Source organism: Mesorhizobium silamurunense (genome assembly GCF_014843825.1).
Classification (GTDB): Bacteria; Pseudomonadota; Alphaproteobacteria; order Rhizobiales; family Rhizobiaceae; genus Mesorhizobium; species Mesorhizobium silamurunense.
On sequence record NZ_JHQR01000272.1, the window covers coordinates 1 to 22,995 of the forward strand.

The 22,995-nt window shown below is 61.2% G+C and carries 20 protein-coding genes and 1 pseudogene; 10 read left to right on the forward strand and 11 right to left on the reverse strand.

The genetic code is table 11. The annotated features are described in order from the left end of the window. Positions 1-363: 363 nt before the first annotated feature. Positions 364-2,226 carry an adenylate/guanylate cyclase domain-containing protein gene (locus DH10_RS28640; protein ID WP_192385599.1) on the forward strand — a complete coding sequence of 621 codons (1,863 nt, stop codon included), beginning with the start codon at positions 364-366 and terminating at the stop codon, positions 2,224-2,226. 395 nt (positions 2,227-2,621) lie between these two features. On the opposite strand, the gene DH10_RS28645 is transcribed toward DH10_RS28640, so the two are convergent. Beyond that, positions 2,622-3,566 carry a phosphoribosylaminoimidazolesuccinocarboxamide synthase gene (locus DH10_RS28645; RefSeq protein WP_192254744.1) on the reverse strand — a complete coding sequence of 315 codons (945 nt, stop codon included), beginning with the start codon at positions 3,564-3,566 and terminating at the stop codon, positions 2,622-2,624. Positions 3,567-3,683: 117 nt separating this feature from the next. On the opposite strand from DH10_RS28645, the gene DH10_RS28650 reads away from it, so the two are divergent. Then, positions 3,684-4,046 (forward strand): divalent metal cation transporter, encoded by a 363-nt coding sequence (locus tag DH10_RS28650; protein ID WP_343221633.1) that lies wholly within the window; start codon positions 3,684-3,686, stop codon positions 4,044-4,046. A gap of 71 nt (positions 4,047-4,117) precedes the next feature. Here DH10_RS28650 and DH10_RS28655 read toward each other — a convergent pair whose 3' ends face one another. The 6 genes and pseudogenes from DH10_RS28655 to groES all read right to left on the reverse strand — a co-directional run bounded on the left by DH10_RS28655 (position 4,118) and on the right by groES (position 11,058). Continuing rightward, a complete protein-coding gene (locus tag DH10_RS28655) occupies positions 4,118-4,411 on the reverse strand; it encodes a GYD domain-containing protein (RefSeq protein WP_192254734.1) in 294 nt (97 codons plus the stop codon). Between the two features lie 1,162 nt (positions 4,412-5,573). Continuing rightward, on the reverse strand, positions 5,574-6,773 hold the full coding sequence (locus DH10_RS28660; RefSeq protein ID WP_192254732.1) for an NAD-dependent formate dehydrogenase: 1,200 nt from the start codon (positions 6,771-6,773) through the stop codon (positions 5,574-5,576). Positions 6,774-7,265: 492 nt separating this feature from the next. Next, positions 7,266-8,606 (reverse strand): Do family serine endopeptidase, encoded by a 1,341-nt coding sequence (locus DH10_RS28665; RefSeq protein WP_192385601.1) that lies wholly within the window; start codon positions 8,604-8,606, stop codon positions 7,266-7,268. Positions 8,607-8,763: 157 nt separating this feature from the next. Then, a complete protein-coding gene (locus tag DH10_RS28670) occupies positions 8,764-8,994 on the reverse strand; it encodes a hypothetical protein (RefSeq protein ID WP_192254728.1) in 231 nt (76 codons plus the stop codon). Between the two features lie 58 nt (positions 8,995-9,052). Further along, positions 9,053-10,683, reverse strand: a pseudogene (gene groL, locus DH10_RS28675) (chaperonin GroEL). Positions 10,684-10,743: 60 nt separating this feature from the next. Further along, on the reverse strand, positions 10,744-11,058 hold the full coding sequence (groES, locus tag DH10_RS28680; RefSeq protein WP_183462102.1) for a co-chaperone GroES: 315 nt from the start codon (positions 11,056-11,058) through the stop codon (positions 10,744-10,746). A 339-nt stretch (positions 11,059-11,397) separates the two neighbouring features. On the opposite strand from groES, the gene DH10_RS28685 reads away from it, so the two are divergent. Beyond that, a complete protein-coding gene (locus DH10_RS28685; protein ID WP_192385602.1) occupies positions 11,398-11,745 on the forward strand; it encodes a hypothetical protein in 348 nt (115 codons plus the stop codon). Between the two features lie 23 nt (positions 11,746-11,768). Next, a complete protein-coding gene (locus DH10_RS28690; protein WP_192254724.1) occupies positions 11,769-12,038 on the forward strand; it encodes an usg protein in 270 nt (89 codons plus the stop codon). Here DH10_RS28690 and DH10_RS37320 read toward each other — a convergent pair. Then, the gene (locus DH10_RS37320) at positions 12,025-12,414 is read right to left on the reverse strand and encodes a hypothetical protein (protein WP_246506431.1); all 390 of its coding nucleotides are present in this window, start codon (positions 12,412-12,414) and stop codon (positions 12,025-12,027) included. The genes DH10_RS28690 and DH10_RS37320 overlap by 14 nt on opposite strands. Here DH10_RS37320 and DH10_RS28700 point away from each other — a divergent pair. The 4 genes from DH10_RS28700 to DH10_RS28715 all read left to right on the forward strand — a co-directional run bounded on the left by DH10_RS28700 (position 12,358) and on the right by DH10_RS28715 (position 14,721). After that, complete coding sequence (locus DH10_RS28700) at positions 12,358-12,597, forward strand: DUF982 domain-containing protein (RefSeq protein ID WP_246811661.1); 240 nt, start codon at positions 12,358-12,360, stop codon at positions 12,595-12,597. The two genes, DH10_RS37320 and DH10_RS28700, sit on opposite strands and share 57 nt — an antisense overlap. 625 nt (positions 12,598-13,222) lie before the next feature. Beyond that, positions 13,223-13,690, forward strand: a complete 468-nt coding sequence (locus DH10_RS28705) for an Hsp20 family protein (protein WP_192254740.1) — start codon at positions 13,223-13,225, stop codon at positions 13,688-13,690. Positions 13,691-13,772: 82 nt separating this feature from the next. Then, positions 13,773-14,282 (forward strand): Hsp20/alpha crystallin family protein, encoded by a 510-nt coding sequence (locus tag DH10_RS28710; RefSeq protein ID WP_192385604.1) that lies wholly within the window; start codon positions 13,773-13,775, stop codon positions 14,280-14,282. 139 nt (positions 14,283-14,421) lie between these two features. Beyond that, positions 14,422-14,721: a DUF982 domain-containing protein gene (locus tag DH10_RS28715; RefSeq protein ID WP_192254716.1), complete on the forward strand. Its 300-nt coding sequence runs from the start codon at positions 14,422-14,424 to the stop codon at positions 14,719-14,721. A gap of 384 nt (positions 14,722-15,105) precedes the next feature. Here DH10_RS28715 and DH10_RS28720 read toward each other — a convergent pair whose 3' ends face one another. Both DH10_RS28720 and DH10_RS28725 read right to left on the reverse strand, forming a co-directional pair. Further along, positions 15,106-18,309 (reverse strand): efflux RND transporter permease subunit, encoded by a 3,204-nt coding sequence (locus DH10_RS28720; protein WP_192385605.1) that lies wholly within the window; start codon positions 18,307-18,309, stop codon positions 15,106-15,108. Next, positions 18,306-19,412: an efflux RND transporter periplasmic adaptor subunit gene (locus DH10_RS28725; RefSeq protein WP_192254738.1), complete on the reverse strand. Its 1,107-nt coding sequence runs from the start codon at positions 19,410-19,412 to the stop codon at positions 18,306-18,308. The genes DH10_RS28720 and DH10_RS28725 overlap by 4 nt, the downstream gene beginning before the upstream one ends. 230 nt (positions 19,413-19,642) lie before the next feature. Here DH10_RS28725 and DH10_RS28730 point away from each other — a divergent pair, with 230 nt between their 5' ends. Together DH10_RS28730 and DH10_RS28735 are read left to right on the forward strand one after the other, a co-directional pair. Continuing rightward, on the forward strand, positions 19,643-19,966 hold the full coding sequence (locus tag DH10_RS28730) for a hypothetical protein (protein ID WP_192254712.1): 324 nt from the start codon (positions 19,643-19,645) through the stop codon (positions 19,964-19,966). Positions 19,967-20,097: 131 nt separating this feature from the next. After that, positions 20,098-20,988, forward strand: coding sequence for an adenylate/guanylate cyclase domain-containing protein (locus DH10_RS28735; protein WP_192385606.1), 891 nt, complete (start codon positions 20,098-20,100; stop codon positions 20,986-20,988). A 387-nt stretch (positions 20,989-21,375) separates the two neighbouring features. Here the strand turns inward: DH10_RS28735 and DH10_RS28740 are convergent, their stop codons facing one another. Then, the gene (locus DH10_RS28740; RefSeq protein WP_192385607.1) at positions 21,376-22,854 is read right to left on the reverse strand and encodes a patatin-like phospholipase family protein; all 1,479 of its coding nucleotides are present in this window, start codon (positions 22,852-22,854) and stop codon (positions 21,376-21,378) included. Positions 22,855-22,995 lie beyond the last annotated feature (141 nt).

The window sequence follows — 22,995 nt, forward strand, 5'->3', positions numbered from 1 at the left end:
GAGGGCCGGCATCCGTAACCCTTCACAATGTCGGCCGTTGAGGACACCTTTTCCACTGCCCAAGAGCAGTCGTCGCCGACAGTGAAACTGTAGGGCAAGGTTGCGCCATTGCGGACCTGCACAGATCGTGGCGCCAACGTCGGTTTAGCGCTGCCAATTCCGGACATCAGTTTTGGACGCAGGCGCGGTCGGCCTGCCAAAAGAGCCAAGCGGTTCCCGCGGAGGCGCAGGTTCGGTTAATCGAACCGTTTCCGAACCACAAATCCTCTGGTGATACCCAGGGCGGCGCGCCAGCGGGATTTAGATATGGCACGAACCGCTGAACCTGATACCTTAGGCTTCTCTGAAAATCCGGATTTCCTCATGGAGCGCCGGCTTACTGCGATCCTCGCCGCCGATGTGGTTGGCTACAGCCGCCTCATGGGGCTGGATGAGGCTGGTACGCTGTCGGCTCTTAAGACGCATCGGCGCGAGATGGCCGACGCCAAGATCGCCGAGCACCAGGGCCGCATCGTCAAGCTCACCGGCGACGGAATGCTTGTCGAGTTCCCGAGCGTGGTGAACGCCGTTGCCTGTGCCACGGAGATCCAGCGCAAGATGCGCGAGCGCAACGTCGAAGTGGCGGAGGACCGTCGCATCGAGTTCCGCATCGGCATCCATCTCGGCGACATCATCTTCGAGGACAACGACATCTATGGCGACGGCGTCAACATCGCGGCGCGCATCGAAAGCATCGCCAGGCCGGGCGGCGTCGCAGTATCCGGGTCGGTCCGCGACAATGTCGGCAACCGGCTCGATCTGACGTTCGAGGACACCGGCGAGCAGGCGCTCAAGAACATCGAGCGGCCGGTCAGGGTCTACAACGTCAACCTCTTCCAGGCCGCTCCGCCGCCACGTGTGACGAGCGGCGCTGCGCAACCCAAGTCGGGGCCGGCGAAGGAAAAGCCGTCGATCGCCGTCCTTCCCTTCAACAACATGAGCGGCGACCCCGAGCAGGAATACTTTTCCGACGGCATCACCGAGGACATCATCACCGACCTGTCGAAGATCTCGGGGCTGCACGTCATCGCCCGCAACACGGTGTTCACTTACAAGGGCAAGCCTATCAGGGTACAGCAGGCAGCACAGGAACTCGGCGTCAGATTTGTTCTGGAGGGTAGCGTGCGCAAGGTTGGGTCGCGCGTGCGCGTCACCGGACAGCTCATCGATGGTGCGGATGGTGGGCATGTCTGGGCTGACCGCTACGATCGCGATCTGACCGATATTTTTGCGATCCAGGACGAGATCACTCACACCATCGTCGACCAGCTGAAGGTCAAGCTGCTGCCGGAAGAAAAAGAGGCGATCGAGCTGGCGCCGACTGAGAATGTCGAGGCCTATACTTACTATCTCAGGGGGCGGGAGTTTTTCCACCGCGGTTCGAAATCATATTACAGGCTGGCCAGGCGAATGTTCGCCATGGCGATCGAACTCGACCCGCTCTATGCGCGCGCCTATGCCGGTACCGCCGATTGCGACTCGTTCCTCTTTCTCGACTATAGCGAGGAGGTTTCGCTCGAGGGCATCCTCGCCAACGCTGCGAGGGCGCTCGAGATCGACAGCGGTCTGGCCGAAGCGCACGCCTCCCGCGGACTCGCCTTGGCGGTCGGCCAACGCTACAAGGAGGCCGAAACGGCGTTTGAACGGGCGATCGCAGGCAATCCCAATCTGTTCGAAGCACATTACTTCTACGCCCGCTGCTGCTTCGCACAGGGTAAGCTGGAGACGGCCGCCACTCACTGGGAGCGCGCGGCCGAGATCGACCCCAATGACTATCAGTCATCGATGTTGCTCATGCAGGTCTATCGCTCGCTCGGGCGATATGTCGACAGATTGGAGACGGCTCGCAGAGCCATCGAGCGCGCGGAGCGGCAACTGGCGAGGAACCCTGAAAATGCCCGGCCCGCCTATCTCGGCGCCAACGCACTCTTAGGATTGGGAGAGTTCGATCGGGCAAAGGAGTGGGCGGCGCGCGCGCAGGCCATCGATCCCGATGACGTCCTGACCCAATACAACCTTGCTTGCTTTTATTGCATGCTTGGCGATTGCGATCGGGCGTTCGACTTGCTCGAAAGGGTGATGCCGCGGGCCAACCATGAAATGAAGGCTTGGGTTCTGCACGACTCCGATTTCGACCCGCTTCACAACGATCCACGCTGGCAGAAGGTGCTCGATCTCACCATCTAATACGGTTGATCGGCGATAAGACCGTGACGGCCCCTTCGTCAGCGGCCGAAGCCGGGGCGACGCCGCGGTGGTTGCCGACCTAGGGTTATCTTTGGGTCCCGAAGCAGACCATCGCCTCAGTGCGCTTGAGGTCTGCATAGGGTCAGGAGCGCTGGTTGCGCTCGACGTCGGGTTTCGGGAAGGAGAAACGGCCCAGGAAGGGCAGCAATGGGTGGGGGGAAAGGTGCCGTTGGCTCATCTGCCAGAACGAGCAGGTCGCGCCAACTCCGGACATTGCCTTGGACGCAGCGAAGGTCGCGATCCGACCCAAAGCGGAAGTCCCGTCACGACGGGTATGCTCATTGTGGGCGGGTCAGACTGGCGGCGCGGCCTCACGCATGGCGATCGTCGCACCATCATCGGAAGTAAGGCTCCAGATTCTTCCGAATGCGGTCCAGCACCGTCGCGCCGGAAGGATCGGGGACGAAGACTTTCCCGGTGATGGCTTCGTAGGCTTGTATATAGACTCGCGACGTCTGCTCGATGAGCTCGGCTGGGATTTCCGGAATCGGGTCCTTGTAAGGATCGCAGCGCGCCGTCACCCAGGCGCGGATGAAATCTTTGTCAAAGCTGCGCGGCCGCTCGCCTTTTTTGAAACTCTCCTCGTAGCTTTCTGCAAGCCAGTAGCGGCTGCTGTCAGGCGTATGGATTTCATCGGCAAGAACGATCGTCCCGTCCTTATCCGTGCCGAGCTCGTATTTCGTGTCGACAAGGATCAAACCGCGTTCGGCGGCGCGCGCCTGGCCGCGCGCGAACAGCGACAGCGCATAGCGGGAGACAACGTTCCATTGTTCTTCCGTCAACAGGCCCTGCGCGAGGACTTCGGTTGGGGACAACGGTTGGTCATGGCCACCATCGAGAGCCTTACTGGTCGGTGTGATGATCGCCTCGGGAAGTTTCTCATTATCGCGAAGTCCCTCCGGTAGGCGGATATCGTACATGTCGCGTTCGCCGCTCTTGTATTTCGTCAGGATCGATGTGCTGGTGGTGCCGGCGAGATAGCCGCGAACGACGATTTCGACCGGCAGAATGTCGAGCCGGGTACCGACGACGACATTGGGGTCCGGATAGTCGAGCACATGGTTCGGGCAGATGTCGGCGGTTTCTTCGAACCAGTAGCGAGCCATCTGGGTCAGAAGCTCTCCCTTGAACGGAATCGCGGTCAAGATGACATCGAAGGCACTCAGGCGATCAGTAGCGATGATGATCCGGCGGCCGTCCGGCAGATCGTAATTCTCGCGGACCTTGCCTCTGTAGTGGTTCGGGAGTTCGGGGATGAAGGCATCTGAAAGAACGCGCAGGGCTCTCATCTGGGCCTCATCTTTCGTTGGCGTATGTCGTCTACAACCGCTAGGGCGGTAGGAGCCCACGGGTCAAGCGAGATCGGACATTTCAGGCCACAGAGAGCTTTCGTCGGCGTGCCGAAGGCGCGAAGTCCGCAGATCGCGGGCTCGGCCGCCTATGCCGTGGCGGAGATGTTCCGCTGGCCGGAGGGCCTCGATCGGCGCCCGCGCGAGGCCAAGGCTTTCTATGCTACGATTGCCGCAGCGACCCTCGGCAGCATCGCTCTCAGCTTCACCGCGCTCGATCCGATCCGCGCCCTCCACTGGAGCGCTGTCATCAACGGCATCCTCGCCACGCCACTGACGGCAATGATGGTGATGATGGTCAGGAGCCCGCGCATCATGGGTCGGCTGACAGCGCCCTGGTGGATGGTGCTGGGCGGAGGGCTGACGGTGGCAGCCATGGCACTGGCAACGATTGGGTTCTTCGTGCTCTAGGCACAGCGGAGGGGCCGCGCCGGCCCGTCATGCCCCGCTTGCGCGGACCGGCGCGATCCGATGACGATGGTTCAGACCATCTTTGCAATGATCTTCTTCATTTCCTCGGCATCGAACGCTCTCAATGTCTGAGTGCGGACATTGCCGAGCGACGCGAGTGAAAGGCTCAGCGCCGTGGCAGTGTTATCATCAGGCGCCTCGGCGACCGCGACCACGTCGTACTGGCCAAGCGTCCAGAAGAGCGCCTGCACCTTCACTCCGCTCTTCTCCGCCATTTGCCGAAATGCCTCAGACCGCTTCACGGTGTCCTTGGCTGCCTTGGCACCCTGATCCGTGAAGTCGGCAAGCAGCACATAGTGGGCCATTTCATCCTCCCTTGAAAGGAAGGCGTGCGGGCTGCTCGGCGCGACCCGCCGTTTCTCCCGCCTCAGAGTCTAGCACAGGGCGCTGTGCCGAGATATCGTCGCTCCGACGAATCGGTTGCCCTCGACAGGCGGTTGGGACCCGGGCGCTCGTTGCAGCAGTCGGCGCACCCTACGTCCCAAATGTCGAGTGGAACGTCCTGCACCAAGACCAGACCGACACTCGAGCGGTCGCTGACCGTATTCCAGTTCCTTGACATAATGAACAAGCCTCCGCTGGTGCCGAGGTCGCTTCGCCCGGTGCTTCGGCTGACGGTGCGCGCAGCGGTCGACGTCGTTCCGGATCACGTCGCCTGGTCAAAACTCGCAGGACAGATTTCAGATCGCGTGCCGATCAGGGCTCCTCCGGCACAGGCATCGATCAGAATGGGCCGAGATCCGATGTTCCTGTATCGCCAGGCCAGCGCACGCCACCAGAAAGAAACGGCACAGCCACCGCCGGAGTGCTTCCCCGAGCCTCCACTTTCCAACCCGACCCAGTCCTCCGCTTCGTGCCAAAACTGCGTGTTCACGGGCGAATTAGTTTGCTACCAGCAGGCTGGCGCGAGCAGTTCTCTCTTTTTGTCCCGGCCATGTTTCCGGGACAGCCTTAGGAATCGGTGATTTTCGATGTGGTGGCTCACCAAAGAGGATGAAACTGAGAACTGGAGCATCAAGCTCTCGGCTTGACGCTCTGGGCTGCATCCAGTCCGCAAATCAAGGTTAGCGCACGAGACAGAATCCGTCGCCACGGCATGCTTACGCCAGTACCTGCAATTGGTCGATGGCATCCGCCGTCACGTGTGCCGGAGCATCAGAGTGGGCCCTAATGCTAAAGGTCGGCGCCTGCGCCATGTGCTGTGACGATTTCGGGTACCAAAGCGTCGGATTTTCGCCACTAGCCTGGCCAAGCCCTTTGAACACCGCAACGGTGTCGGTGATCTTCGTTCAGGCTCCACCGCCAGTTTCTGCTCCTAATGATTTCACGCGGCCCGCCCGGACACCATTCGGGCGTTGCGGCGATGCAGGCCATCGGGCGAATGCACCACCGAAGTCCGAGAGACACCAACCACGCACCCCGCAGCTGTGCGGCCGTCCGGAGGGCGTCCGGAATCGCCGGCCGCGTTCAGGTCTTGAAACTTGCGGCCTCTTCAGACCCGCGCGTCGCATCTCCTGCGGTGTAGGCGTGCGCGCCGGCGCCGGCGAGCTTGCCGCCGGCGACGATCAGATATTCCTCGCGGATTGGCTTGCCTTCGAACCAGCATTCCAAAATCTCGCGAGTGCCGGCGGCATAACGCGCCTGGGCGGACAGCGATGATCCAGAGATGTGCGGCGTCATGCCGTGATGCGGCATCGACCGCCAGGGATGGTCTTTAGGCGGAGGCTGCGGGAACCAGACGTCGCCGGCATAGCCTGCAAGCTGCCCGGTCTCGAGAGCGCGGGCAACCGCGTCCCGATTGCAGATCTTGCCGCGTGCGGTGTTCACCAGATAAGCGCCGAGCTTCATCCTGGCGATCATCTTGTCGTCGAAGAGGTTTTCCGTCTCCGGATGCAGCGGCGCGTTGATGGTAACGACATCGCAGATAGGCACCATTTCCGCCGCCGTCTTGTGGAATGTGACACCGAGTTCCTTTTCGACCGCCTCGGGAAGCCGGTGGCGATCGGTATAGTGCAGCTTGACGTCGAATGGCTTCAAGCGGCGCAGCACCGCGCTGCCGATCCGCCCGGCACCGACTGTACCGATCTCCATCCCCTCGACATCATAGGAACGTGCGACGCAGTCGGCGATGTTCCAGCCGCCTTTCACGACCCACTGGTAGGAAGGGATGTAGTTCCGCACGAGGCTGAGGATCATCATGACCACATGTTCGGACACGCTGATCGAGTTGCAATAGGTTACCTCCGCAACCGTGACGTTGCGGTCCATCGCGGCCTGTAGGTCAACGTGGTCGGACCCGATGCCGGCCGTGATTGCGAGCTTCAGCCTGTTTGCCTTGGCGATGCGTTCCGCGGTCAAATAGGCAGGCCAGAAAGGCTGCGAAATGACGATCTCGGCATCCAAGAGCTCACGTTCGAACACGCTGTCGGGACCATCCTTGTCCGAGGTCACCACCAAGCTGTGGCCGTTGCTTTCGAGGAATTTCCGTAGGCCCAGTTCGCCGGACACGCTGCCGAGTAGGGCGCCCGGCTGGAAATCGATCGCCTTCGGCGCGGGAAGCGTCTGGCCGCCCGGATAGCGCTTGAGCTTCGGGAGGCCGCCCCGCGCATAGGTGGTCGGATATCCGTCGACCGGATCGTCATAGAGGACACAAACAACCTTTGCCATTTCCATCTCCCTTCATCTGAAAACGAAGAGGAAGACGCTCGGCTCCAGCAGGGCGATTTGCGCTGTTGAATTGTCTGTGGTCAGCAGGCTCATGCCCTGGCGCTTCCACGTTCGCGAAATTGGCACGCTCTAAAAGTGGAGGAGCCAGACTCGGTTTCAAGTAGAGTGGCCGGGCTTGCGGCGCTCGCAGTGAGCCAGCGAACTGAACGCCCGAAACGTCCAGTTCAGCGCGTTGCGGTGGCAGGTTCGCGTTGCGCAAGGTAAGCGGAATTGTTTCGGTTTTGCCCGGTGGGATCGCCAGTTCCGGATGGGGCGTCGTCAGCCAGAAACCCGTCAATTCATGACTTGGCGCCGTTGCCGGTTGTGCCTGCGTGAATGCCGGAACCGGCGCAAATGCCGCAGCTATGGCCGCTCCCGCGGCAAGGATCCATCGAACAGAATTCCTCATCTCCTTCTCCCAGTCGATGAACGGTTTTAAGTGCTCTGGCGCTGCTAGCGAACCACTAGGAACAACTTTACCCCACCGCGAAACAGATCCAGGGCGATCGTCCCGCTTGTCTCGCGCAACGCAGCTTTCAGTTCGGCCACTGTGGACACTGACTTGCGGTTGATCGCAACGATGACGTCGCCGGCGCGCAAGCCCGCCCGGGCGGCGGCGCTGTCCTCCTCGACGCGCGAGACAACCACATTGCCGGCCGCATCCTGGAACTGCGCGCCTTGCAGACGATCCGCTAGCGCGGGCGCGGAGGCCGCCGCGTTCTCCGGCGCGATACGAATGGTCACGCTCTTGCGGGCGCCATCGCGCAGATATTCGACGGCCACATCCGATCCGACCGGTGTCAGACCGATGCGGTTTCTCAGATCAGCCGAGCCGGAGATCGGGTGGTTATCGACGCTGACAATCACATCGCCGGCTTGGAGGCCAGCGCTGGCGGCCGGAGAACCGTCTTCGACGCTGCCGACGACGGCGCCCGAATTGTCGGTAAGTTTGAGGGCATCCGCAAGGTCTGGCGTGAGGTCCTGTACAGCAACGCCGATGCGGCCGCGGCGCACTTCGCCATGGTCGATCAGTTGCCTCATCACCGATGACACCATCGCGATCGGAACGGCAAAGCCAATGCCAACATTGCCGCCGGCCGGCGCTATGATCGCAGTGTTTATGCCGACCAGCTTTCCATCGGCAGTTACAAGCGCCCCGCCGGAATTGCCGGGGTTGATCGAGGCATCGGTCTGGATAAAATCCTCATAGCCTTCGATGTTGATGCCGCTGCGGCCGAGCGCGCTGACGATCCCTGACGTCACTGTCTGGCCAAGGCCGAATGGATTGCCGATCGCCACAACGGTGTCGCCCACGCGAAGTGTATCGGAGTCACCGAAAGGAAGCGCCGTGAGCTTGCTTGCCTTGATCCTGAGCACGGCGATGTCGGTCGCCTGATCGCTGCCGACAAGTTCTGCTTTGAAACGGCGGCGATCCTTGAGCCTCACCGAGATCTCACCGGCATCGGCGACGACGTGATGATTGGTCAGGATAAGACCCTTTTCGGCATCCACAATGACGCCGGAGCCGGCGCTCAGCCTGGGCTGTGCCTCAGGGGTATCGAAGTAGCGACGGAAGAAGGGATCGTTGTAAAGCGGATTGCTTTGCCCAGGCGAATTCGAGGTGACGGCAATGTTGACCACCGCAGGCGTCACCTGTTCAAGGACGTCCGGCAGCGATCGCTGGGTGGTGGTGCTGACGACGGGCTCGGCTGCGGCCGGGTAAGCCGGCATTGGAGTAAGCGCGAGATAGAATGCGGCGAACACGCCGATGTAACTTGACGATCGCACAGTCATTTTTTCGGCCCCGAAACGTAGATTGCTCCTCTCGGCGCGGCCAGCTGGCTATCGGGTCTGCCTTGTGGACCGGACCCCATCGTCCGATCCGTGAATTCGTGCCGGCGTGCACCAGTTCGATTGTCAGAACGCCGGGCCCTTCCGGGCGCGGCGGGCATCAACTCACTGAAGGTGCGATTTCTGGGCTCGGTCTGGTGTCCGTGAGTTTGCGAGCGGCCAGAAACATAATCGTATACGCTGCTTTTCGCCGGTCCCAACCCGCAGCCTCGGTTCTGTCGAGCAAATCTTCCAGCACCGGGTCGAGCGCAACCTTCAAATCCGCTTCGTAGTTCAGATCGGTGGCCGCGCGTGATGGCGGCGTGATCACGGTTAAGTTCATCACGTTCATGGCTCTATCCATTTGTCAGGTGCCCGCGCCTCATGGGCGCGGACACCGCCGTTTCTCGTCAGAAGTCCATGCCGCCGGGCATTGCCGGAACCGCGGGTTCCTTCTTCGGCTTCTCGGCAACCATCGCCTCGGTAGTCACCAGAAGGCCGGCAACCGATGCCGCATCCTGGAGCGCGGTCCGCACCACCTTCACCGGATCGATGACGCCCTCGTTGTAGAGGTCGCCAAACGCGTTGGTCTGTGCGTTCCAGCCCCAGCCGAACTCCGGCTTCTCGCGTAGCTTGCCGACGATGATCGAGCCTTCTGCACCGGCGTTCTCGGCGATCTGCCGCACCGGCGCTTCGATCGCGCGGCGCACGATCTCGATACCGTGCTTCTGGTCCTCATTCTCGGCCTGCACGTTGTCCAGTGCCTTGGCCGCACGCAGAAGCGCCACGCCGCCACCTGGCAATACGCCTTCCTCCACCGCAGCGCGCGTCGCATGCATGGCATCGTCGACGCGGTCCTTGCGCTCCTTGACCTCGACCTCGGTCGAGCCGCCTACGCGGATCACCGCGACGCCGCCGGCGAGCTTGGCCAGACGCTCCTGCAGCTTTTCCTTGTCGTAGTCGGAGGTGGTCTCCTCGATCTGCGCCTTGATCTGCGTGACGCGACCCTGGATCTCCTCCTTCTTGCCGGCGCCGTCGACGATCGTGGTGTTCTCCTTCTCGACCACCACCTTTTTGGCGCGGCCCAGCATTTCCAGCGTGACGTTCTCCAGCTTGATCCCGAGATCCTCGCTGATGGCGGTGCCGCCGGTGAGGATGGCAATATCCTCCAGCATCGCCTTGCGGCGGTCGCCGAAGCCGGGCGCCTTGACGGCGGCGACTTTAAGGCCACCGCGCAGCTTGTTGACGACCAGCGTCGCCAACGCCTCGCCCTCGACATCCTCGGCGATGATCAGCAGCGGTTTGGACGACTGCACCACGGCCTCCAGCACCGGAAGCAGTGCCTGCAGGTTGGACAGTTTCTTCTCGTGGATCAGCACATAGGGCTCTTCCAACTCGACGCGCATCTTGTCCTGGTTGGTGATGAAATACGGGCTGAGATAGCCGCGGTCGAACTGCATGCCTTCGACGACTTCCAACTCGGTCTCGGCGGTCTTGGCTTCCTCGACCGTGATGACGCCTTCGTTGCCGACCTTCTGCATCGCCTCGGCCAGGAACCGGCCGATCTCGGCGTCGCCATTGGCCGAGATGGTGCCGACCTGGGCAATCTCGTCATTTCTGGTCACCTTGCGGGCATTGGTCTTCAGCTCAGCCACGACGGCTTCTACGGCCCTGTCGATGCCGCGCTTCAGGTCCATCGGGTTCATCCCCGACGCGACCGCCTTGGCGCCTTCGCGAACGATCGCCTGCGCAAGAACGGTTGCGGTCGTGGTGCCGTCGCCGGCGATATCGCTGGTCTTCGAGGCGACCTCGCGCACCATCTGCGCGCCCATGTTCTCGAACTTGTCCTCAAGCTCGATCTCCTTGGCGACGGTGACGCCGTCCTTGGTGATGCGCGGGGCGCCGAACGACTTGTCGATGACGACGTTGCGGCCCTTGGGGCCGAGCGTCACCTTCACCGCACCGCGTCGGCGAGGATGTTGACGCCGCGCAACATGCGCTCGCGGGCGTCGGAATGGAATTTCACTTCCTTGGCAGCCATCGGATCACTCCTTCAATAGGCAGTCTCATTGCCTGGATTGCGGTTGGACCAGAGCCTCGGTCAGGCGGCCTTCTTGACCGCCGCGGTCTGCTCGATCACGCCCATCACGTCGCTTTCCTTCATGATCAGCAGGTCCTCGCCGTTGAGCTTGATCTCAGTGCCGGACCACTTGCCGAACAGGATGCGATCGCCGATCTTGACGTCGAGAGGCGTGAGCTTGCCGCTCTCGTCGCGAGCGCCTGGGCCGACGGCAATCACCTCGCCCTCCTGCGGCTTCTCCTTGGCGGTGTCGGGGATGATGATGCCGCCGGCCGTCTTCTCCTCGGCTTCGATGCGGCGGACCAGGATACGGTCATGCAATGGACGGAACGTCATATCGTTCTCCTTCAGGGCAGACAGATTTTTGAGGTTCCTCCACACCGGACCGGGAATATCGGGCCGGTGCGGGGCGCCGCGACCCCTTTTTCAGGCATCGCGCGCATATCGAGCTAGTTTTGGAATTTTCGAGTTTCAAGGTGTCGCTGGAAAAATTTTGGCACTCTGCATTCAAGAGTGCTAGGGACATGAATTCATGAAGCTATTTTCGCTGGGGCGCGCGATTTCAGGTCTTGAAATTCGACCCGAACTCATCGAAATTTTTTGCGGTTGGAGTCCCGAAAGGGTCACTGCAACACCAACGATGCCAAGGAGATTGTTAGGAAACGGAGACTGTCGATGGAACGAACCTTGTCGAAAAACATCCCCTCGATCGCCCCTGAAGCCTCTGATCCTTCGCTTGACCGCCTGCTGTTTCCGGCGCGGCACTTTAATCACCCCGATGAAGTGGTGGGCGACCGTACGCTCGACACTCAGGAAAAGCGCGCCATTCTTGCCTCATGGGCGTCGGATGCTTGCGCCGTCGAATCCATGCCTGCGCTGCGAAAGCCACCGGGTGCTGCGAGCCCGGTGACGTTTGACGCCGTCATGGATGCACTTCGCCGACTGGACGATAGTCGGTCCGAGGTAGGCTGTGACTTCAAGGAACGGCGGGCCCGAGAACGCCTGCATTGCCTTGATGCCTGAACGCAGCTAGGAAGGAGAGAAGCATGGTCAGCACGGAATTCCGGCTGCAAATGGAGAGCTACGGTCTCACAACCGCGGAGATCCACTACCATCTCCCCGACCATCCAAGCCTGTTGCAGCTCTACGTTTGGCAGGAATACGATCTCGCACCGGAATTCCCGACTCTCAAAGGGTTTCCGAATTACTGGGAGCGCGAACTCGAAGGCGCGCTCCATTCCGTGCGCGTCGCCCATCACCGCCTGATCCGGCCTTCCGAATGGCATGCCCTGGACGGCATTTTCACCATTCAATAGCCGGCGCCGGGTCCGCTTCCCTTGAACTGAAAAGAGGCGTTTCCAATCTCTTTTTATGCCTCCAGCGCGGCTTGCCGGATGTCGAGTTGAACAGCGGAAGGATCGCATGGAAACGATGTTCTTTGAAAATTCCGTTTCCGCCGTGGTTTGCCATGGCGTTCACCAAGCTCGCCGGCATCGTTTGCAGGGAGCCCCGCACGGTGAGGCAGGATTCAGTTGCCCCATGGTTTGAAGGGAGGTCACTATGGAAAGCGCGACGTTCAAACAACCGGTTTTCGTAAGAGACGAGGGCCATGTTGTCCAAAAGATCGGCTGTGTCATGGATGCGATAGAGTTTCTGGAAGAATGGCCGGTTGAAAGGCGCGGCCTCCTCCACGCTGCGGCGTCGGATGCATGCTACTCCGCGTACGATGGCCGGAAGTCTGTCGAGGCGGCGAACAAGGCCTTTACGACTTGGGCACGCAGGGTCGCCGTCATCGAGGACCTGCCCGCAGCGCCACGGTGGATGACAGGGCCGAAGATCAGCAAAATAGACCATCTTTTAGATAGTCAGGGCTAGAATCACTGCTGCGGCAATCCACCGCCGCAGCATCAAAGCGATGCGCCACCGGGGCAAGGGGAGGGGAAAGCCGAGCCTCTTGTCGTTGTCTGTTCATATAGATGCCTTCAGCACAGACAACTTACCAAGCGGATCGCACGATTAAGCGCGTCTGCCTGAATGGCAGGACCTGCCAGCCTCTTCACGCTTCGTCCGGGTCCCCTTGGACCGGATCTGCCAGGTCGCCTTCGTCGTCGGGCTCGATCAGGTCGATTAGCGCTGCCACCCGTGTTCCCGGCAGCGGTCGTACATGGCTCGCCCATGCCTCTTATCTCCTCGAGCGAGGCACCGGACGCGATCTGCGCGATCGCCACCTCGTCAACGCGTCCGAGAACGAAACAACGTCTTGACGTGTCATAGTCATCCTTTTCCTCCGTTCGAAATACCGGCGAAGCAGATTCGATGGAGCGCTTGCCACAGCCATTCGAAGGCGGTCGCGAAACTGCTTTAGCGGTCCCTCTTGACGCCGCGGAAATCGATTCCCAACTCATCTTTGTCGGTCGCCACGTAAGGGGCCGATGTGTCAGGGAGCGTCAGGCTTCTTGGCGTTCCCTCGTATCTATGTTGCTCCAAGGAGGATGTAGTTATGAGAACGAACCTGGACTTTTCCCCCTTCTACCGGTCGAGCATCGGCTTTGACCGCATTTTCAACCTGCTCGAAAACGCCAGTCCACCACGGAACGCGGACAACTGGCCGCCCTACGACATAGCCAAGCTCGGCGAAGACACCTACCGCATTGTCTTTGCGGTCTCCGGTTTCGGTGAAGACGAGCTTACGATCACGCATGAGCCAAATATGCTCGTGATCGAGGGCGCCAAGACAGAGAACGACGAGGTTCAGTACCTCCATCATGGCCTGGCTTTGAGATCGTTCGCGCGCCGCTTCGAACTAGCCGATCATGTGACCATTGTCGGGGCAAAGCTCGAAAACGGTCTGCTGATCATCGACCTCAAGAAAGAAATTCCCGAGGAGATGAAGCCGCGCCGCATCGCGATCAATGTCGAGACCGACAAGAAGGCGGCGGCCAAGCGCATTGAAAGCGCGGCGGCCTGATCTTTGGCGGTCGGCCTGCAGCAGACCCAGTCCTGTCGTGGGTGGGTTCCGGGACCCAAAAACACGGAAAGGAGTAGGACAAATGAGCGTACGTGACTTGATTCCCTGGAGCCGTGGCGGCAGCCGGGCACCGAGCATTTATCGCAGTGACGACATGGATCCGTTCCTGTCTTTGCACGGCAATGTCAACCGTCTATTCGATGACGTGTTTCGCGGTTTTGAAACGCCTTCGGTACTGGGCCGCATGGCCCCTCTCAACGGCACTTGGCCAAGCGTGGAGTTCTCGGAAACCGATAAGGAAATCCGGGTGACGGCTGAAATCCCAGGCCTTGAGGAGAACGACATCGAGGTCATGCTGGATGATGGTGTTCTGACGCTTCGCGGCGAGAAGAAGGCAGAGACCGAGGACAAAGATCGCCAGTTCAGCGAACGCTATTATGGGCGTTTTGAGCGGCGCTTCAGTCTCGGACGTGAGGTTGAAGACGACAGGGTCGCGGCCACGTTCAAGAACGGTGTGCTCACCGTGACACTGCCGAAGACCAAAAAGGCGCAGGCAAACGCCAAGCGCATTGCAATCAACGGCAACAAATGACGGTCGCGAAGGAAGGCCGGGGCTCGTCGAGCCCCGGCCCTCGCAGATAGCGAGGATGGTCAAATGACGTCCAACAGCCTCAAACGAAAGAGCCGTCATGGGATGCTGAATCAACCATGCAACCGCAGGGAGGTAACCAATGACCAGTCTGGCTTTCCTTGCCCCCGTGCAGGTTAAGACCAATGACGTGAGACACGACATCAACTCGGTGCGGGAGGCGCTCATATTCTTGAATCAATGGCCGAAGGCCCGTCGGGGACCGGTATACAGCTGCGCGGTGAGGAGCTGCAACGCCGCAATCGCCGGGCAAATGACAACCGAACAGGCGCGACAGGCATTTGTCAGCTTTGCCAGGATAGCTGGGGTGCTGGCCAGATCCGATTTTTCGCAACTGGCCGGGGCTGATCAAAAGCTGTCCGTTTCTGGGCGCAGTCCCTGACTTTCAGTTCAGGACTTCTCTAGGGCGCGTATAGGCCAGTGAAATTGGACTGGACGAGGTCGATAGCGGAACCATACGGAACGATACGGGAAGATTTCTGATTTTGGCCCACGAAAAAGCCAATAAAATCAATGATCTTAATATGTCCTCCGGGCCTACCAAAACGACCGCGTAAGTGGCTGATTTTTATACCATTTTCTGAAGGGGACGTGGACTCGAACCCCTTATTTCTGACCAATCACTTATTGGTCTCACGTCCGCCAGTAACGAAGATGTTGACGCAGACAACTGACCCCAATCTGATCGTTTGTTGGGGTCGAGTGCAGCGCGTCGCGCCGATTTTCTGGAGTGATAAGCCGCGCCCGACGCGGCGAATTCGTAAACCTACTCGGCGGCCGTCTCCGATGGCGCCTCTGCCGGCCCCGAAGGCTCGGCCTCGGCACGGGGCTTGCGCCGTGAAAACAGCGACCTGAGCGTGACGTAGAACACCGGCGTCAGGAACAGGCCGACGAAGGTGACGCCGAGCATGCCGGAGAACACCGCGGTGCCGAGCGACTGACGCATTTCTGCGCCCGGGCCCGTTGCGATCATCAGCGGGACGACGCCGAGGATGAACGAGAAGGCGGTCATCAGGATCGGCCGCAGCCTGAGCCGGCAGGCTTCGACGGCAGCCTCGGCGGCCGACAGGCCGCGTTCCTGCGCCTGTCGCGCGAATTCGACGATCAGGATCGCGTTCTTGGCGGCAAGCCCGATCAGCACGATGAGGCCGATCTGCACGAGGATGTTGTTGTCCAGCCCTCGGAAAGACACGCCGAGCAACGCCGCGAGCACGCCGAGCGGCACCACCAGCACAATGGCGAACGGCAGCACCCAGCTTTCATATTGCGCCGCCAGCGCCAGGAACACGAACAGCACCGACAGTCCGAAGATATAGACAGCGGCATTGCCGGTGTTGCGCTCCTGATAGGCGAGCTCGGTCCATTCATAGGAGGTACCGGCCGGCAGCGTCTTTGCCGTGATCCCTTCCATCAATGCCAGCGCGTCGCCCGTGGAAACGCCGGGCGCGGCGTTGCCCTGCAGCGGCACCGAGACGTACATGTTGTAGCGCTGGACCAGCGCCGGTCCGGTGACGTCGCGGATCTCGATCAACGTGCCGAGCGGAACCAGCGCGCCGGTCGCCGAGCGCACCTTCAGTTTCAAGATGTCGGCGCGATCGAGGCGGAACGCCTGGTCGGCCTGCGCCCGCACCTGGTAGACGCGCCCGAAAGCGTTGAAGTCGTTGACGTAGGCGGTGCCCAAATTGATCGACAGCGTCTCGAAGATGTTGGGGATCGGCACGTTCAGGATGCGCGCCTTGTCGCGATCGATCGCCAGGAAGAATTGCGGGCTCGACGCTGAGAACGTGGTGAACACGCCCGTCAGCCCCGGCGTCTTGTTGGCCTTGCCGGCGATTTCGTAGGCAAGCGCCAGGATCTGCCGCATGTCGGCGCTGTTGCGCTCCTGGATCTGCAGCTTGAAGCCGCCGGCATTGCCGACGCCGCGGATCGGCGGCGGCGGCAATGCGATAATGAAAGCTTCCTTGATGCTTTGTAGGCTGCCGAACAGATTGCCGATGACCTGGGTCGCCGACTGGCCGGCTTTCAGTCGCTCGTCAAACGGCTTGAACCTGGCGAAGATCACGCCCGCGTTGCTGGCGTTGGTGAAGGTCGCGCCGGAGAAGCCGGCGAAGGCGACTGCGTAGTCGACGCCTGGCGTTTTCTGGATGATCTGCGACGCCTGCTGGATGACCGCATCGGTCCTCGACAGCGAGGCGCCGTCCGGCAACTGGACGACGACGATCGCATAGCCCTGGTCGAGCGACGGAATGAAACCGCGCGGCACCGCCTGCACCATGTAGACCGTGGCGTAGATGAGGGCCGCGAAAACGCCCAGCATGGCGGCGATCGTTGTCCACGAGCCGACCAGCACGCGGATGATGCTCGAATACCAATGGGCGACCCTGTCGAAGCCGCGATTGAAGCCGTCAGCGAGCGCCCGTCCGAACCGCGCCAGGAAAAAGCGCGGCGGCGCCGCCGCGGCGTGGTGCGGCTTGAACAGCAGTGCGGCCAGCGCCGGCGAAAGCGTCAGCGAATTGAATGCCGAGATCGCCGTCGACACCGCGATGGTGATCGCAAATTGCAGGTAGAACTGCCCAGAAATGCCGGGGATGAAGGCTGTCGGTACGAACACGGCTATCAGCACCAGCGAGATCGCGATGACCGCCGTTCCGACTTCGTCCATGGTCAGGTGCGACGCCGGGTTGGGCGCCAGCCCTCTGGCGATATTGCCCTCGACGTTCTCGACCACGACGATCGCATCGTCGACGACGATGCCGATTGCCAGAACGAGGCCGAACAGCGTCAGCATGTTGAGCGAGAAGCCGGCGGCGTAAAGCACCGCCAGCGTGCCGATTAGCGACACGGGGATCGCCACGATCGGCACGATCGCCATGCGCCACGATTGCAGGAAGACGATGATGACGATGATGACCAGCAGCATCGCCTCGAGGATCGTCTTGTAGACCTCCTGGATCGACTCGGCGACGAACTCGGTCGGATTGTAGACGATGTCGTAGCTCAACCCCTTCGGGAAGTCGCGGGAAAGCTCCTTCATCTTGTCCTGGATCTCCGCGGCTGCGGCGAGCGCATTGGTGCCCGGCCGCTGGAAGATGGCGAGCGCCACCGCCGGTTTGCCGTTGAGATAGGAGTTGGTGACGTAATCCTTGGCGCCGAGCTCGATGCGCGCCACGTCCTGCAGCGAGATCAGGCGGCCGTCGTCGGTCGATTTGACGATCACGTATCGGAAGTCGCGTGCGTCGTTGAAGCGGCCTTGCGTGGTGACCGTGTACTGGAACGCCGTGCCGGTGCTGGTCGGCGGCGCGCCGATCGAGCCGCCCGACACCTGGACGTTCTGGTCGCGCAGCGCCTGCACCACATCGCCCGAGGTCATCCCCAGGGCGGACAGTTTTTCCGGATCGAGCCAGATGCGCAGCGAATATTCGCGTTCGCCGAAGATGATAAGGTCGCCGATGCCGTCGAGTCTGAGCAGTATGTCGCGCACCCGCGAGCGGGCGTAGTTCGAGACGTAGAGCTGGTCGTAGGTATTGTCGGGCGACAGCATGTGCACGACCATCATCAGGTCGGGCGAGCTCTTGGTGGTGGTGATGCCGAGGCGGCGGACTTCTTCGGGCAGGCGCGGCTCGGCGACCGACACGCGGTTCTGCACCAGCACCTGCGCCCGGTCGAGATCGGTGCCCAGCTTGAAGGTGATGGTCAGCGCCATCGCCCCGTCGCCAGACGAATAGGACGACATGTAGAGCATGCCCTCTACGCCGTTGATCTCTTGCTCGATCGGCGTTGCCACCGTCGCTGCGACCGTCTCGGCGTCGGCGCCCGGATACTGCGCGCGAACGACAATGGTCGGCGGCGCGATCTCGGGATATTGCGCGACCGGCAGCTGGGTATAAGCAATCCCGCCGAGGATCAGCAGGACGATCGAAACGACCGATGCGAAGATCGGACGGTCGACGAAGAAATGTGCGAACCTCATTGCTGCAACTCGGCGGTCTCGGCCTTGGGCGGCAACGTCACCATCTCGACCTTCACCTTGGTGCCGGGCCTGGCGTGCATCAGCCCGTTGACGATGATCGTCTCGTCGCCGGTCAGGCCCTCGCGGATCACCCGGTAGCCGTCGAGATGCGGGCCGGTGCGCACGGGCTTCGCCGACACCATCCCGGCCTGATCCACCAGGAACACGATGCGGCGATCCTGATCGGCGCCGATCGCCTCGTCGGGCACCAGCACGCCGCTATGCGGCAGCGACCCCGGCACGTTGATGCGCCCGAACATGCCTGGCTGGAGAATGCCGTCGGCGTTGGGAAACCTTGCACGCACCCGCATGGTGCCGGTCGCGTTGTCGATCCGGTTCTCGGCAAAATCGAGCTTGCCTTTGAATACCGCCTCCGCGCGGTCGGCGACGCGAACCACCACCTCGAGCCCGCCGGCGCCTTCCTGCATGCTGCCGCCACGCTCCTTCGCGTCCCGGGCGTAGCTGAAATACAGGCGCTCATCGACGTCGAAATAGAAGTCGATCGGATCGCGCGTAACGATGGTCGTCAGCAAGGTGGAATCCGGCTGCACGAGGTTGCCGACCGACACCAGCCGGCGGTCGATGCGGCCGGACAAGGGCGCCTTGATCTCGGTGAATTCCATGTTCAGGCTGGCCGTCGTCAGCGCAGCCGTCGCGCCCTGCATCTGCGCCTGCGCCGAAAGGTATTCCCGCCGGCGGTCGTCGACCGTCGCGGTTGAGATATTGCCGGTCTTGGCGAGTTCGTCGGCGCGATCCAGCTGCATCTTGGAGAACTCGAGCAGACTCTTGGCGACGTCCACTTGCGATTTGGCGGCATCATAAGCCGCCTGGTACGGACGCTGGTCGATGGTGAAGAGCAGGTCGCCCTTGTTGACCAGTGCGCCGTCCTGGAAGCTGACCTTGTCCAGATAGCCGCTGACGCGCGAACGGATGGCGACCTGGTCGACGGCTTCGAAGCGCCCGACGAACTCGTCGTCTTCGACGATTTCACGGACCACCGGCTTGGCCGCCGTCACCACGGGTAGCTGCTGGTCCTGCGCAAACGCAGTGCTGCTGAAAGCCATGCCGAGCAGGAATGCCGCCAACACGGCGGCGCGGGCAAGCCAGCCGGCCGATCGACGGGGTCGCCCGCCCGCGTCGCGATGCAATTGCCCATTCTCTGGGGCGTCCATTTGCGTCCTCGCTCGCTGGACCCGGAGGTCGGTTGATCCGCTTCTACGCTCAGGCTTCTCGTCGAGATCAGAGCACTGCAGTGTTGTGCATGGCAACATGATCATTTTCCATGTGGGCTGAAATGTCCATCCTGTGGCTGCCCCGCCACCGGGCTAAAGCCAGCGCCTGGACCCTGACGCATGCCCATGACCCCGGGCAGGTGGCGGGCATCCGCTGCGCGCGCTGCAACGTCACGCGCTACTACAAGCCGCTCGAGTTGCGGGAGGTGATCGGCAACGTCACGATCGACGACGTGCGGGATAAGGTCCGTTGCCAGCAATGCAAAAGTCGGGAGTGGATGAGCGCGCAGCTATTCCATCCGGCCGGCGAGCAGGCCAACACGATCCGCTTCCGGCGCCTAGTGCAGATCCGATGGGAAAAGCGCGTGATTTGGCGGGATGAGTGAAGGCAGACGCCTGTCCGTCCAAGACGATCACGCCGAAGCACCGCCCCGGCCCCCCAGGCGCGCAAGTAGATAAATCAAAGGCAACTTTGGTGTGTTATATATGCTGCGTTCTCGGGGCGGGAACGAGATCAATGGATCAGGAAAGACTTCTAGCCGCAGTCCTCTTAGCTGATGTCGTGGGCAGCACGCCCCTCTATGAGCGCATCGGCGACGATGCCGCTCTGCAACAGGTCTCGGATTGCCTCGACGCGATGCGCGAGATTGTCGCCCGGCACGGCGGTGATTTCATTTACTCGAAGGGCGATGACGTGCTCAGCCTGTTCGAGAGGCCGGAGGGCGCGCTGAGGGCCGTCTCCCAAATCAGCAGCCAACTGACGAAAGGGCCGTTGCGCGCCCGGATCGGATTGCATTTCGGGGCGGTCATTCGCGCGCGGAGCGCGGTCTTCGGCGACGTTGTCAATGTCACCGCAAGGTTGTCCACCACGGCGAACCCCGGGGAGGTGCTGATCAGCCAGAGCTTCTTCGAAGCCCTTTCCGCGAGAAGCCGCAAGACATTACGGCTCCTCGACAAAATGGCCTTGAAAGGGAAGCAAGAACTCTTCGATGTCTATACCCTGTGGAGCGAGGATGGGGCGCTCGGTACGCAGATCCCCAGCCGAGGCACCATTATCGAAAGGCGCTCCGCCCCGCCGCCGCAGATCAATCTGGTCATTCGCTATGGAGATCAGGTGCAATCCTGTCGAAACAACGAATTCGTGACGATCGGCCGATCTCCGGAATGTAATATTGTCGTCGAGCGGCCCTGGGTCTCAAGGCACCACGCGACCTTCACCATTTCGAATGGCAAGGCCCGGCTTATCGAGCGAAGCTCGTCGGGCACATTTGTGTCGATGGGACCCGGCCATGAAGTATTCGTACGGCGCGAGGATATTCTCCTCTTCGGCTCCGGCGTCATCTCGCCTGGACTGAGGTCGACCCTCGGCGACGCCCAGCTTCTTCAATACGAAATTGTCTCAGACTGACCCGGCCGGACTCGTTAGCCGCGACCGGCTTCAAGCGGCCGCGACGATCTCTTCGGCAATTCTGCTTGCGCGTAGCGCTGGTTCGCTGACGCCGTCAATGTTCGCGTTGAACCTTTTCTCTGGCGGTTCATTTTCCCGCCTATTAAAACCGCTCATCGCCACTGACTCGGCGTCGCACGTCCCTTGATCCCGCGTCGCTTCTGATAGTTCTCTGGCCGGCTTGTCCGAGGACTGAGCGCGTAGAGCAGCCGTGAACAGCCGGCGAGCTCTCTGTTGGGTTCGCGTCGAACTTCCGGTTTCCACCCTGACGAACCTGCCCCCCTTGCCGTGCATTTGCTCATCGCCGCGCTTTTGATGTTCGGGCTGCCGGTATCGCGCTGTGGTGCGCTAAGTATGTGCGTTACCGAGCACCGCCCGGAGTCCTGAGTCGTTCTGGCGGAGACGTTCCTCGATCCATTGCGCCGTGCGGTCGTAGGCGTCCGAAAACAAGTCGGAATGCCGACTCCAATCCATGAAGCCGATCGTGCTCGAAACCTGCGGACAGACCAAGACATCCTCGTCGCCGACGGTAATGTCCTGCGGCCCGTGTGCCAGCATACTCGCGGCAATAACCTGAAGCATGCTCGGAACCTGCGGCAAGCGGGCACGGCCGAAAGGGTTCAGCAGTCCGACCGCCAGTTCCGATCTTCCGGGGATGCGGTCATAGTCGATGTGGTATTTTTGCAGTCCACTGGACCCAAAGCTCACGATGACATTGGGTCCGGTCTTGAGTTCCCTCATCTGTTCCAGCGGCAAATTGTTCATGATGGCGCCGTCCACCAACATATCGCCGTCAGCCGTAAAGAACGGCGGCAGGACACCCGGGAGCGAGCCGGATGCCCGAACGGCTTGCCAGAGTTTTCCACGACGGTGGACATGGGGCTGACGGCTGCTCAGATTGGTCGAAAGAGCAAAGAACGGAAGCCAAAGATCTTCGATCAGAACGTCGCCGTATTCCTCCCGAAGGGCTCGATCGAAGGCTTTGTGATCTAGAAGCGCGAAACGCGGCAAGGTGGGGCGCCGAAACGCCCGACTCTTGACAAATACGTTGTGCGTGCCGCGGTCGATCTGCTCCGCGTCCAACCCTCTTGCGAAGCCGGCCATCATCGCCGCTCCGGAACTCGTCCCGCCGAGATAGTCGAAGCGCCCGCCCGCCTCGACGAAGGCCTTGTAGACGCCCAGATGGGCGCTGCCCAGGGACCCACCCCCCGCCGCCACGAAGCCACGTGCCTTGCAGGAAATAAATCGGACTAGGCGCTGGATATCAGACCCGTCCTCCAGCGCAATATGATGATGCTGGCCGACATGGGGACGCTCATCGAGCCACGCAGAGGTGCCGGAGACCGCAGCCGAGCGATTGTCGTGAATTAGGACAAGCCGACCGGTCGATGGTGGATGGACCGATAGCGCCAATTCCTCGGACGTGTTCAAGCGAGGCGAGGAGGACGCGTTCGCTAGCAACAGGACGGTATCGGCCTGGCGAATGCAGACTCGTGTCCATTCATTAGGTTCTTCATCGGCGACGTAGACAACGAATTCAGCTTGCGCCTCCAGTTCGTTCAACCAGTTAAGGACCGGCCGGTCGTCGATCGGACGACCTGCGAACTTCGCGTGGACGTCAAGCCGGGAAACGAACTGAGCGCGCGTGACCGCGCCGAACTCTTGCTGTAGGTGCCCGATGAAAACCGGTGAGATGCGACTTCCGCCGGCTGCAATGATGGCAAGCGTTCGGATCTTGGCAGGTTTCTGGAGACGTGACAAAATCGCAGATTGCGTGGCGAACCGGCGCGCCAGAGATATTGTGACCGCCTCTCTCAGGTTCGGCAAAGCCTCGGCCGCCTTCTCGAAATGATTACGACAGATTTCAAGGACGATCGAATCGCGCGCTGCAAGGACAGTGGCCGTACGGGGCAGCCCTGCAAAGAAACCAATTTCGCCGACTAGGGTCAGGACCCATTAATTTGTTGA

Coding starts and splice junctions, on each gene's coding strand:
- DH10_RS28720 (WP_192385605.1), bottom strand. CDS start 18,309: ATGAGGTTCGCACATTTCTTCGTCGACCGTCCGATCTTCGCATCGGTC.
- DH10_RS28665 (WP_192385601.1), bottom strand. CDS start 8,606: ATGACTGTGCGATCGTCAAGTTACATCGGCGTGTTCGCCGCATTCTAT.
- DH10_RS28640 (WP_192385599.1), top strand. CDS start 364: ATGGAGCGCCGGCTTACTGCGATCCTCGCCGCCGATGTGGTTGGCTAC.
- DH10_RS28715 (WP_192254716.1), top strand. CDS start 14,422: ATGACCAGTCTGGCTTTCCTTGCCCCCGTGCAGGTTAAGACCAATGAC.
- DH10_RS28655 (WP_192254734.1), bottom strand. CDS start 4,411: ATGGCCCACTATGTGCTGCTTGCCGACTTCACGGATCAGGGTGCCAAG.
- DH10_RS28685 (WP_192385602.1), top strand. CDS start 11,398: ATGGAACGAACCTTGTCGAAAAACATCCCCTCGATCGCCCCTGAAGCC.
- DH10_RS28730 (WP_192254712.1), top strand. CDS start 19,643: ATGTCCATCCTGTGGCTGCCCCGCCACCGGGCTAAAGCCAGCGCCTGG.
- DH10_RS28700 (WP_246811661.1), top strand. CDS start 12,358: ATGGATGCGATAGAGTTTCTGGAAGAATGGCCGGTTGAAAGGCGCGGC.
- DH10_RS28710 (WP_192385604.1), top strand. CDS start 13,773: ATGAGCGTACGTGACTTGATTCCCTGGAGCCGTGGCGGCAGCCGGGCA.
- DH10_RS28725 (WP_192254738.1), bottom strand. CDS start 19,412: ATGGCTTTCAGCAGCACTGCGTTTGCGCAGGACCAGCAGCTACCCGTG.
- DH10_RS28690 (WP_192254724.1), top strand. CDS start 11,769: ATGGTCAGCACGGAATTCCGGCTGCAAATGGAGAGCTACGGTCTCACA.
- DH10_RS28670 (WP_192254728.1), bottom strand. CDS start 8,994: ATGAACGTGATGAACTTAACCGTGATCACGCCGCCATCACGCGCGGCC.
- DH10_RS28705 (WP_192254740.1), top strand. CDS start 13,223: ATGAGAACGAACCTGGACTTTTCCCCCTTCTACCGGTCGAGCATCGGC.
- DH10_RS28735 (WP_192385606.1), top strand. CDS start 20,098: ATGGATCAGGAAAGACTTCTAGCCGCAGTCCTCTTAGCTGATGTCGTG.
- DH10_RS28660 (WP_192254732.1), bottom strand. CDS start 6,773: ATGGCAAAGGTTGTTTGTGTCCTCTATGACGATCCGGTCGACGGATAT.
- groES (WP_183462102.1), bottom strand. CDS start 11,058: ATGACGTTCCGTCCATTGCATGACCGTATCCTGGTCCGCCGCATCGAA.